Source organism: Streptomyces sp. NPDC059524 (assembly GCF_042749255.1).
GTDB lineage: Bacteria > Actinomycetota > Actinomycetes > Streptomycetales > Streptomycetaceae > Streptomyces > Streptomyces xanthii.
In genome coordinates, this window is the sequence record NZ_JBHYTK010000215.1 from 1 (window position 1) to 11,106 (window position 11,106).

Annotated in this window: 10 protein-coding genes; 7 read left to right on the forward strand and 3 right to left on the reverse strand. The window is 73.5% G+C overall.

Annotation, left to right across the window (positions count from 1 at the left end; genetic code table 11):
* Nucleotides 1-96: 96 nt before the first annotated feature.
* A complete protein-coding gene (locus ACFW9D_RS35575; protein ID WP_188337626.1) occupies nt 97-480 on the reverse strand; it encodes a cold-shock protein in 384 nt (127 codons plus the stop codon).
* A 124-nt stretch (nt 481-604) separates the two neighbouring features.
* Here ACFW9D_RS35575 and ACFW9D_RS35580 point away from each other — a divergent pair, with 124 nt between their 5' ends.
* Entirely contained in the window at nt 605-862 is a 258-nt protein-coding gene (locus tag ACFW9D_RS35580; RefSeq protein WP_384629152.1) for a hypothetical protein, read from the forward strand.
* Here the strand turns inward: ACFW9D_RS35580 and ACFW9D_RS35585 are convergent.
* Nucleotides 835-1,491 (reverse strand): HAD family hydrolase, encoded by a 657-nt coding sequence (locus ACFW9D_RS35585; protein WP_384629155.1) that lies wholly within the window; start codon nt 1,489-1,491, stop codon nt 835-837. The genes ACFW9D_RS35580 and ACFW9D_RS35585 overlap by 28 nt on opposite strands.
* An 80-nt stretch (nt 1,492-1,571) precedes the next feature.
* On the opposite strand from ACFW9D_RS35585, the gene ACFW9D_RS35590 reads away from it, so the two are divergent.
* The 4 genes from ACFW9D_RS35590 to ACFW9D_RS35605 are packed head-to-tail and all read left to right on the forward strand — an operon-like array spanning nt 1,572 to nt 5,482.
* Complete coding sequence (locus ACFW9D_RS35590) at nt 1,572-2,576, forward strand: iron ABC transporter permease (RefSeq protein WP_188337629.1); 1,005 nt, start codon at nt 1,572-1,574, stop codon at nt 2,574-2,576.
* Nucleotides 2,573-3,631, forward strand: a complete 1,059-nt coding sequence (locus ACFW9D_RS35595) for a FecCD family ABC transporter permease (protein ID WP_384629158.1) — start codon at nt 2,573-2,575, stop codon at nt 3,629-3,631. The genes ACFW9D_RS35590 and ACFW9D_RS35595 overlap by 4 nt, the downstream gene beginning before the upstream one ends.
* Nucleotides 3,628-4,464, forward strand: a complete 837-nt coding sequence (locus ACFW9D_RS35600) for an ABC transporter ATP-binding protein (protein ID WP_384629160.1) — start codon at nt 3,628-3,630, stop codon at nt 4,462-4,464. Before ACFW9D_RS35595 ends, ACFW9D_RS35600 begins: the two co-directional genes overlap by 4 nt.
* 34 nt (nt 4,465-4,498) lie before the next feature.
* On the forward strand, nt 4,499-5,482 hold the full coding sequence (locus ACFW9D_RS35605; RefSeq protein ID WP_384629163.1) for an ABC transporter substrate-binding protein: 984 nt from the start codon (nt 4,499-4,501) through the stop codon (nt 5,480-5,482).
* 4 nt (nt 5,483-5,486) lie between these two features.
* Here ACFW9D_RS35605 and ACFW9D_RS35610 read toward each other — a convergent pair whose 3' ends face one another.
* Complete coding sequence (locus ACFW9D_RS35610; RefSeq protein WP_384629166.1) at nt 5,487-6,470, reverse strand: hypothetical protein; 984 nt, start codon at nt 6,468-6,470, stop codon at nt 5,487-5,489.
* Nucleotides 6,471-6,832: 362 nt separating this feature from the next.
* On the opposite strand from ACFW9D_RS35610, the gene ACFW9D_RS35615 reads away from it, so the two are divergent.
* Nucleotides 6,833-9,289 carry a helicase-associated domain-containing protein gene (locus ACFW9D_RS35615; RefSeq protein ID WP_384629168.1) on the forward strand — a complete coding sequence of 819 codons (2,457 nt, stop codon included), beginning with the start codon at nt 6,833-6,835 and terminating at the stop codon, nt 9,287-9,289.
* Nucleotides 9,290-9,353: 64 nt separating this feature from the next.
* A complete protein-coding gene (locus tag ACFW9D_RS35620; protein ID WP_384629171.1) occupies nt 9,354-10,997 on the forward strand; it encodes a DNA repair helicase XPB in 1,644 nt (547 codons plus the stop codon).
* The last annotated feature ends 109 nt before the right edge of the window (nt 10,998-11,106 follow it).

Sequence of the window (11,106 nt, forward strand, 5' to 3'; positions counted from 1 at the left end):
CATTTCCCCGATGGAGATCGCGCACGAAGTGCGCATCTCCAGGGGCGCGGGGAACTGCGCGACCAGCCCCCACCGGCCCGCACCCGGCGACGAGGCCTAGACGTCCAGTTGGTCGGCCACCGCGCGGAGCAGACCCGCGATCTTCTTGCCGGCCGCCTTGTCGGGGTAACGGCCCCGCTCGAGCGCGGGCGTGATGTTCTCGAGGACGGTCGTCAGGTCCTGGACGATGGACGCCAGTTCGTCCGGCTTGCGGCGCTGCGCCGCGGCGACGGACGGCGTCGGGTCGAGGATCGTCACCGAGAGCGCCTGATCACCGCGCTGGCCCGCGACCACCCCGAACTCGACCCGCTGGCCGGGCTTGAGGCTGTCGACGCCGGCGGGCAGGACCGAGGAGTGCACGAAGACGTCGCCGCCGTCGTCGCGGGAGAGAAAGCCGAAGCCCTTCTCGCTGTTGAACCACTTGACTTTGCCGGTAGGCACGTGAAGTCCTCGTCCCCGTACTCGAAGTGCTCGAAATCGCTCTGGACAGCAGTACAGCGGGTCGCGACCGACCCGCCTCCACCAAGACTATGGGTCCCTGTGCGCTGGGAACTACCCTGGCCGGGTGCGTGACAAAACCCAAACCAATTCCCGTTCGAGCCAGTCCGGGCCCGGCGACGGCCTCGTGAAAGCGGGCGGCATCGTCTTCGTCGTCGGCGCGATCGCGACGCTCGTGACGATGGCCCCGCTGTTCCTGCACAGCGACCCGTTCCCGCCCGTCGCCTACGCGGTGTGCATGCTGATGGGCGTCGGCTTCCTGCTGGCCGGTGCCGGGGTCCTGAAGGGCATCGCGGCTCAGCGGCGCGCGGCCCGCTCCGTGTAGCTCTCCAGCCACGCGGGGAACGCGGTGAGGTCGGCGAGCACGACGTCCGCGCCGGCCGCCCGCAGCTCCTCGGCCGAGCAGGGCCCCGTCGTCACGGCGACGGACAGCGCCCCCGCCGTGCGGGCGCCCCGCACGTCGCCGGTGTGGTCGCCCACGTAGACGCTCGCGCCGTGCTCGCGCAGCGCCTCCCCCTTGCCCTCGGCCCACAGGTCGCCGATGACGGCGTCCGCGTCGATGCCGAGGTGCGCGAGGTGCAGCTTGGCGTTGGGCTCGTACTTGGCCGTGACGACGATCGCGCGGCCGCCCGCCGCGTGCACCGCGGCCATCGCCTCGTGCACGCCGGGCATCGGCAGCGTGCCCTCGATGGCGTGTGTGGGATACATCTCACGGTAGAGGTCGGCCATCCCCGCGATCTGCTCGGCCGGGAACCAGTGGGCGAGCTCGTCGACCAGCGGCGGGCCGAGCCGGCTGACGACGAGGTCCGCGTCCACGTACGTGCCGGTCCGCTCCGTCAGGGCGCGCCAGGTGGCGTGGATGCCGGGCCGCGAGTCGATCAGGGTCATGTCGAGGTCGAAGCCGACGACGGGGCCGGTGTGCGCGGGGTTCTCAAGGGCAGCCATGGGGGCCATTGTGCCCGGGCATACGATGAGCCCGGCATCCCATACTTAGCCAAGCCTTACCAATCACACCGTCCGGAGAGAGCCCGCCCATGCCCGTCAGACGCCGCGCCACCCGGGTCGCCGCACTCGTGGCGGCCGCCGCGGCGCTGGCCCTCGCGGTGCTGCTCAGCCTCGCGGTGGGGGCCCGCCCGATCGCGCCGTCCGCCGTGTTCGACGCCCTGCTGCACGGCGGGCACAGCAACGCGGCCGAGGTGGTGCGCGGGCTGCGGCTGCCGCGCACGCTCGTCGGCCTGATGGTCGGCGCGGGCCTCGCGCTGGCCGGCACCGTCCTTCAGGGCATCACCCGCAACCCCATCGCCGACCCCGGCATCCTCGGCATCAGCCAGGGCGCCTCGGTCGGCGTCGTGCTCGCCATCGCCTACCTCGGCATCCACACGCTGACCGGATACGTGTGGTTCGCGTTCGCCGGGGCGGGCATCGCCGCCGTCGCCGTGTACGCGATCGCCTCCAGCGGGCGCGGCGGGGCGACCCCGGTGAAGCTGGCGCTCGGCGGCGCCGCGATCAACGCGCTGCTCGTCTCCGTCACCACCGCGATCCTCACCACGAAGGCCTCCGCGCTGGACGAGTTCCGGTTCTGGCAGGTCGGCTCGCTGTCCGGCCGGGACGCGGAGCTGGTCGGCCAGGTGTGGCCGTTCCTGCTCGTCGGCGCCGTCCTCGTGCTGTCCGTCGCCCGCGGGCTCGACGCGCTGGCGCTCGGCGAGGACGTCGCGAAGGGGCTCGGGCAGCGGGTGGCGACCGTACGGATCGTCGGCGGGCTCGGCGCGACCGTGCTCACCGGTGTCGGTGTGGCCGCGGCCGGGCCGATCGCGTTCATCGGGCTGGCCGTGCCGCACATCGCCCGCGCGCTCGTCGGCTCCGACCACCGCTGGCTGCTGCCCATGGCCGCGCTCGTCGGACCCGTGATGCTGCTGGTCTCCGACACGGTGGGCCGCGTGGTCTTCCCGCCGAGCGAGGTGCCGGCGGGCGTGATGACGGCGCTCATCGGGGTGCCGTTCCTCGTGGCGCTCGTGCGCCGGAAGGCGGTGCCCGCGTGAGCGCGATCGCCGGGGTCCGCCCGGCCGGATACACGGTCGTCCGCGCGGGCCGGGCCCGTTTCCTGCTGCACCGCAGGGCGGCGGTCGTGGCCGTCGTCCTCGCGCTGCTGCTCGCCGCGGGCGCTCTCGCGTACCTGTGCGTGGGCGAGACGTTCACCAGCCCCGTCGAGGTGCTCAAGGTCCTCACCGGGCAGCCGTCGCCGGACGAGCTGGTCGTGGGCACGCTGCGCGAGCCGCGGATGGTCGTCGGCCTGCTCGTCGGGGTCGCGTTCGGCGTCGCGGGCGCGCTGATCCAGACCGTCGCCCGCAACCCGCTCGCCAGCCCCGACATCATCGGCATCAGCCAGGGCGCGAGCGCCGTCACCGTCGCCGCGATGACCTTCGGCCTCACCTCGTACACCGTGCTGCCGTACGTGTCCGTGGCCGGCGGGCTGCTCGCCGCCGCGCTCGTCTACGTGTTCGCGTGGCGCGGCGGACTGCACGCGACGCGCTTCGTGCTCATCGGCATCGGCTTCGCGATCGCCCTGCGCTCGGTCACGACGCTGTTCATGACCAAGGGCGACTACCTCGTCGCCCAGCAGGCGCAGATCTGGATGACCGGCTCGCTCAACGGGCGCGGCTGGGCGGAGGCCGCCCCGCTCGCCTGGACCCTGCTGATCCTCGCCCCCTGCGTGGCGTGGGCGGCGCGCGCCCAGCGGACCGTCTCCATGGACGACGACACCGCGACCGCGCTCGGCGTACGGCTCGGCCGGGTGCGCCTCGGGCTCGTCGCGCTCGGCGTCGTCCTCGCGTCCGTCGCGACCGGCGCCGCCGGGCCCGTCGACTTCGTCGCGCTGCTCGCCCCGCAGATCGCCCGGCGCCTCACCCGCACCGCGCAGATCCCGCTGCTCTGCTCCGGGCTGCTCGGCGCGCTGATCGTCGTCGTCGGCGACCTGCTGGCCCGGCGCCTGTTCTCACCGACCGAACTGCCCGTGGGCGTGCTCACGGCCGCGGTCGGCGCCCCGTACCTGATCTGGCTGATCATCCGCTCCCGTCGTCCCGGAGGCACTTCATGAGCCGGCTCTCGGCCCGCGACCTGACCCTCGCCTACGAGGACCGCACCGTCGTGCACAACCTCGACCTGGCGGTGCCCGACGGGCAGGTCACGGTGATCGTCGGCCCGAACGCGTGCGGCAAGTCGACCACGCTGCGGGCACTCGGCCGGCTCCTCAAGCCGGCCGGCGGCTCCGTCCTCCTCGACGGCAAGGCCCTCGCCGAGCTCCCCACCAAGAAGATCGCCCAGCGGATCGGGCTGCTCCCGCAGAGCCCCGTCGCGCCCGAGGCGATCACCGTCGGGGACCTCGTCTCGCGCGGGCGCCAGCCGCACCAGAGCTGGTGGCAGCAGTGGTCCGAGGCGGACGAGAAGGCCGTCACGGAGGCCATGGAGCGCACGGACGTCGCCGCGCTCGCCGACCGGAACGTCGACGAGCTGTCCGGCGGGCAGCGCCAGCGGGTCTGGATCGCGATGGCGCTGGCCCAGGAGACGGACATCCTGCTCCTGGACGAGCCCACGACGTTCCTGGACATCGCCCACCAGGTGGAGGTCCTGGACCTGGTCCGCCAGCTCAACCACGACCGCGGCCGCACGATCGCCGTCGTCCTGCACGACCTGAACCAGGCGGCCCGCTACGCCGACCACCTCGTCGCCATGAAGTCCGGCCGCATCGTCGCCGAGGGTCCCCCGGCGGAGATCGTCACGGAGTCCCTGGTGAAGGAGGTCTTCGGCCTCACGTGTGTCGTCGTCCCCGACCCGGTCACCGGCTCCCCGCTGGTGGTGCCCGGGACGCCGTGGAGCGCGGCCCTCCCTCTGCGACCCGCCCCGACGAAAGCGGTACCCGGCAACAATTGACCGACCGGCAACGGCGCTGACCCGAAAGGCACCCATGAACGCCTCCCTCACGCACCGCGGCACAGTCATCGGCACCCTCGTCCTCGCCACGGCCCTCGCCGTGTCCTCCTGCACGTCCTCCGACCCGGTGGAGGAGAAGAAGCCGGGCGCGGACCCGAACGGCACCCACACCGTCAAGACCGCGATGGGCCCCGTCAAGGTCAAGAACGCTCCCCGGCGCGTCGTCGTCCTGGACACCGCCGAGCTCGACTCCGCGATCACTCTCGGCGTCACCCCCGTAGGAGCCACCCGCGCCGGCGCCGAGAGCACCTTCCTGTCGTACCTCCCCAAGGCGCGGACGAAGGGCATCACCGAGGTCGGCGAGATCGCCAACGCGAGCCTGGAGAAGATCGCCGGACTCAAGCCCGACCTGATCCTCAGCAGCAAGGTCCGCGACGCCCAGCGCTACCAGCAGCTCAGCGCCATCGCCCCGACCGTCCTCACCGAGTCCACCGGCTACCCCTGGAAGCAGAACTTCCTGGTGCACGCGGACGCCCTCGGCAAGAAGCCCGAGGCCAAGGCCGCCGTCAAGAAGTACGAGGAGCACGTGGCCGCCGTCACGAAGTCCCTGGGCGGCAAGGCGAAGGCGGCCCGCACGGACGTGAACGTCGTCCGCTTCGTCGAGGGCGCCGACATCCGGATCTACGGCAAGCAGAACTACATCGGCACGATCCTCGCCGACCTGGGCCTGGGCCGCCCCGCGATCACCGACAAGGCGAAGGACGGGTTCGCGTACGAGGTGAGCCCCGAGCAGATCGACAAGGCGGACGCGGACGTCGTCTTCACGTCCACGTACGGCAACCCCGGCAAGGCGAAGGTCACGCAGACCACGACGAGCGGCCTGTGGCAGAACCTGAAGGCCGTCAAGAACGGCAAGGTCTTCCAGGTCGACGACGAACTGTGGATCCAGGGCATCGGCTACACCGCGGCGAACCAGATCCTCGGCGAACTCCAGTCCGACCTGGCCGACGTGTCCTAGGGCCTCAGCGCTGCCGCTGGGACCGCCACACCAGGTACAGCGCGGAGGCGATCGCCGCGCCCCGCAGCACCCACGGCCAGGTCTCGCCGAGCGCCGCGCTCATCCGGCCGTCCGCGACGGGCTCGCCCCAGCGGCCGTCGGTCCGGCCCCAGAGCCAGACGATCCCGGCGGCCGCCGAGGCCCCGGGCAGCACGAACACCGCCCACTTCTTCTGGCCCTCGGTCAGCCGCCGTGACAGGAAGACGACTGCCCAGCCGATCAGCAGGACGAGGATGTTGCCGAGGACGGCGCCGACGACGAGGACGAGCGCGGCGAGCATCAGTACGGGGTTGGCGAGGCCCCCCGCGGGCGCCGCGAGCCGAGGCAGACCGCGCCGCTTGCGCGGGGCCGCCTCCTCCGTCTCCTCCTCGGCTTCCGGCTCCTCGTCCTCAACGGGCTTCTTGCGCAGGTCGGGCTGCTTGTCGCCGGGCCTGGGGGGCGGCTTGAGGAGCTCGGGGATCTCTACGCCGCCGACGAACCCGGGCACGCTGTCCGACTCGCCGAGCGGCATCGCGCCGCCCTCGCCGAGCCGCCACCAGTCGGTGTCGCCGCCAGGCGTGCCCAGTTCGTCGGTGCCGGCGAGGTGCGGGGGCGACGGGGCGGGGGCCTCCGGTCCGGGGGCCGGGGTGCGGCGCGGGCGGGGCATCCTGCGGCGCGGGGCGGCCGCGCCGGGCTGCTCGGGGACGGGGCGGGTGAGGGTCTCGGCGGGGTCGGGGGCGGTGCCGTCCTGGGCGCCGGTGACGATGTCGTCGGGGCTGCCGAGGCGGTCGATGATGCGGCGCACCGCGGCCGGGCTGTCGACGGTCACCTTGGCGCGGCGCTTGTCGATCTCGCCGCGCAGCTCCGACACCAGTCGCATTCTCGTCGCCGACGGCAGCTGACGCTGCTGGGCCAGGTCCCCGACCCGGCTCAGATAGTCGAAGACGATCTGATCGCTCTCAATCCCCACGAAGTCCCCTCCGGGGTCCGCACTTTGACGCCCCGACGGTACCGTCCCCCGGCGCCGTTCCCGCAACCCGCGACGGTGGCGCCCCCCGCTCCTCAAACGCCGGAGAGGCTCGATCTTCGGCTCTCCCGCCGTCGTGGCCGGTCGCGCAGTTCCCCGCGCCCCTGAAATGCATGGCGCTGCGCGCCGCATTTCCCTGAGAAGGGTGCGGGGCGCCTGCAGTCGGGGAAGGCGCGGCGAAGCCGCATGCCTTCAGGGGCGCGGGGAACTGCGCGAGAAGCCCCACCGGGCCGCACCCGGCGACGGGACCGCAACCCGTGACGGCGTAGACCCGCGGAGCGACCCGCACCGCTAACGTGGGTCAGATGAGCCCGAACGCGCAGACCCCGGCGACCACCAGTCCCCGCTCCCTCGCGGAAGCGCTGCGCGCCGGGACGGACGAGGACCTGGCCCGCCTGCTGCGCGCCCGCCCCGACCTCCTCGGCCCGGTGCCGAACGACCTGACCCAGCTGGCGACCCGCGCCGGCACCCGCGCCTCCGTCATCCGCGCCCTGGACCGCCTCGACCGCTTCACCCAGCAGGTCGCCCAGGCCCTGGCGATCGCCCCGGACCCGGCCCCGTACACCGCCCTGCACGCCCTGCTGCCCGGCGACGACGCCTCCGCCGCGCTGCCCGGCGCGGTGGCGACCCTGCGCGAGCAGGCCCTGGTGTGGGGCGGCGACGACCAGCTCCGTCTGGTCCGCACGGCCCGCGAACTGCTCGCGCCCAGCGCCCAGCACCCCTCCCCCACCGGCCTCGGCCCGACCGTCGCGGAGGCCACCTCGGGCATGTCGCCGACCCGGTTGCAGGAGATCGTGGCGACGGCCGGGCTGCCCTCGACGCACGACCCGGTGTCGGCGGTGGCGGCGCTGACCGAACTGTTCACGGCGCAGGACCGGATGGGCGCCCTCCTGGACGAGGCCCCGGCCGAGTCCGTCGACGTACTGAACCGGCTGGTGTGGGGCCCGCCGTACGGGCAGGTCACGGCCCGCCCGGCCGCGCACCTGCGCTGGCTCCTCGACCGGGGCCTGCTGCTGCCGACGAGCCCCGGCACGGTCGTGCTGCCGCGCGAGGCGGCGCTGCACCTGCGCGGCGGCCGGGCGCACCGGGTGCTGGAGCCGCTGCCGCCGGAGGTCGCGGCGAAGGCGACGCACCGTCCACAGGTTGTGGACGCGACGGCGGCCGCCGAGGCGTACACGGCGCTCGCGACGGTCGAGGAGCTGCTGAAGGACTGGGACGAGGGCGGCCCGGCGGTGCTGCGCGCCGGCGGACTGAGCGTGCGGGACCTCAAGCGGACGGCCACGGCGCTGGACACGTCGGAGCAGACCGCCGCGTTCTGGGTCGAACTGGCCTACGCGGCGGGCCTGGTGGCGTCCGACGGCGAGGCCGACGAGCGGTACGCGGCGACGCCCGCGCTGGACGAGTGGCTGGAGCTGCCGCCGGCCGAGCGCTGGGTGCCGCTGGCGGCGGCCTGGCTGACGGCGACCCGGACGCCGGGCCTGGTCGGCGGCCGGGACGGCAAGGACCGCACGCTGTCGGCCCTGGGCCCGCACCTGGACCGTTCGGCGGCGCCCGAGGTGCGCCACCGCGTCCTGTCCCTGCTCGCGGACCTGCCGCAGGGCGCGGCCCCCGACCCGGAGTCGGTCGTCGCCCGCCTCGCGTGGGAGCGCCCCTCCCCCGGCGCCCTGGAACTGCGCGGCAATCTGGTCCGCTGGACCCTCGCCGAGGCCGAACTCCTCGGCATCACCGGCCGGGGCGCCCTCTCCACGCACGCCCGCGCCCTGCTCACCCTCGAGGCCGCGGACGGCCCGGGTCACACCCCCCTCACCCCCGCCGAGGCGGCCGTCACCGCCGCGCGGGCCGGGAAGGTGCTGGCCCCGCTGCTGCCGGAGGCGCTCGACCACGTCCTGCTGCAGGCCGACCTGACGGCCGTCGCGCCGGGCCCGCTGGAGCGGCCGCTCGCCGACGCGCTGTCCGTGCTCGCGGACGTCGAGTCGAAGGGCGGAGCCACCGTGTACCGGTTCACGCCGGGGTCGGTGCGGCGGGCGCTCGACGCCGGGCGCACCGCGTCCGACCTGCACGCCTTCCTCGCCGCGCACTCCCGCACCCCGGTCCCGCAGCCGCTCGCGTACCTCATCGACGACGTGGCCCGGCGCCACGGCCACCTGCGGATCGGCGCGGCGAGCGCCTACGTGCGGTGCGACGACGACGCCATGCTCGGCGAGATCCTCGCCGACAAGCGGGCCGCGGGCCTGCGCCTGCGCCGCCTCGCCCCGACCGTGCTCGCCGCGCAGGCCGACCCCGGCACGCTTCTGGAGGGCCTGCGCGCCATGGGCTTCGCGCCCGCCGCCGAGACCCCCGAGGGCGATGTCCTGATCACCCGCGCGCACGCCCGCCGCACCCCGCCCCGTACCGCCCCCGAGCCCGTCCCGGACGGCCCGCCGCTGCCCGACGGCACGCTCCTGGACGCCGCGATCCGCGCCATCCGGGCGGGCGACCGCGCCGCGACGACGCCGCGCAAGTCCGCCCCGGAGCGCCCCGCGGACGGCGAACTGCCCCGCACCGGAGCCGCCGAGACCCTCGCCACGATGCAGGCCGCGGTGATGACCGGCGAGGCCCTGTGGATCGGCTACGTGAACGCGGAGGGCGCCGCCAGCCAGCGCGTCATCGCCCCGATCCGGGTGGAGGGCGGCTTCGTGACCGCGTACGACCACACCGCCGACGAGGTCCGCACGTACCCCCTGCACCGGGTCACGGGCGTGGCCGAGCTTTCCGGGGAATGAGCCGGGTGCGGCACACTGGACGTTTGGCCACACCGGGCCACGCCCTTCCAGAAAGGTGCCGCGCGTGAACGGACCTCTCATCGTCCAGTCGGACAAGACGCTCCTGCTGGAGGTCGACCACGACCAGGCCGACGCCTGCCGTCGTGCGATCGCCCCGTTCGCCGAGCTGGAGCGGGCGCCCGAGCACATCCACACGTACCGGGTGACCCCGCTCGGGCTGTGGAACGCGCGGGCCGCCGGGCACGACGCGGAGCAGGTCGTCGACGCGCTCGTGCAGTTCAGCCGGTACCCGGTGCCGCACGCTCTGCTCGTGGACATCGCCGAGACGATGGACCGCTACGGCCGGCTGACGCTGAGCAAGCACCCCGCGCACGGTCTCGTCCTGACCACCACGGACCGGCCCGTCCTGGAGGAGGTGCTGCGCTCCAAGCGGGTCGCCCCGCTGGTCGGCGAGCGGATCGACCCGGACACGGTCGTGGTGCACCCCTCCGAGCGCGGCCAGATCAAGCAGACCCTGCTGAAGCTGGGCTGGCCGGCCGAGGACCTCGCCGGGTACGTGGACGGCGAGGCGCACCGCATCGACCTCGCCGAGGACGGCTGGGCGCTGCGCCCGTACCAGAAGCAGGCCGTGGAAGGCTTCTGGCACGGCGGCTCCGGTGTCGTCGTGCTCCCCTGCGGCGCCGGGAAGACGCTGGTCGGCGCGGGTGCGATGGCGGAGGCCAAGGCGACGACGCTGATCCTCGTGACGAACACGGTGTCGGCCCGCCAGTGGAAGCACGAGCTGGTGAAGCGGACCTCGCTGACCGAGGACGAGATCGGCGAGTACAGCGGCACGAAGAAGGAGATCCGGCCCGTCACGATCGCGACGTACCAGGTCCTGACGACGAAGCGGAAGGGTGTCTACCCGCACCTGGAGCTGTTCGACTCCCGCGACTGGGGTCTGATCGTCTACGACGAGGTGCACCTGCTGCCCGCGCCGGTCTTCAAGTTCACCGCCGACCTGCAGGCCCGCCGCCGGCTCGGCCTCACCGCGACGCTGGTGCGCGAGGACGGCAAGGAGGCGGACGTCTTCTCCCTCATCGGGCCGAAGCGCTTCGACGCGCCGTGGAAGGAGATCGAGGCGCAGGGCTACATCGCCCCGGCGGACTGCGTCGAGGTCCGGGTGAACCTGACGGACTCCGAGCGGCTCGCCTACGCGACGGCCGAGGCCGAGGAGAAGTACCGCTTCTGCGCGACGACCGCGACGAAGCGGAAGGTGACGGAAGCGCTGGTGAAGAAGTTCGAGGGCCAGCAGATCCTCGTCATCGGCCAGTACATCGACCAGCTCGACGAGCTGGGCGAGCACCTCGACGCCCCGGTCATCAAGGGCGAGACGTCGAACAAGGAGCGCGAGCGGCTCTTCGACGCGTTCCGCAACGGCGAGATCAACGTCCTCGTCGTCTCCAAGGTCGCGAACTTCTCGATCGATCTGCCGGAGGCCACGGTCGCGATCCAGGTGTCGGGCACGTTCGGCTCCCGCCAGGAGGAGGCCCAGCGGCTCGGCCGCGTCCTGCGTCCGAAGGCGGACGGCCACCAGGCGCACTTCTACTCGGTCGTCGCCCGCGACACGATCGACCAGGACTTCGCGGCGCATCGCCAGCGGTTCCTGGCGGAGCAGGGGTACGCGTACCGGATCGTCGACGCGGACGATCTCCTGGCCGGAAAGTAGGCACCCCGCACCTGCTCGGGGGCTTGAGTTCGGCTCTCCCGCCGTCGTGGCTGGTCGCGCAGTTCCCCGCGCCCCTGAAGGCGAACGGCTTCGCCGTTCAGCCTTCATC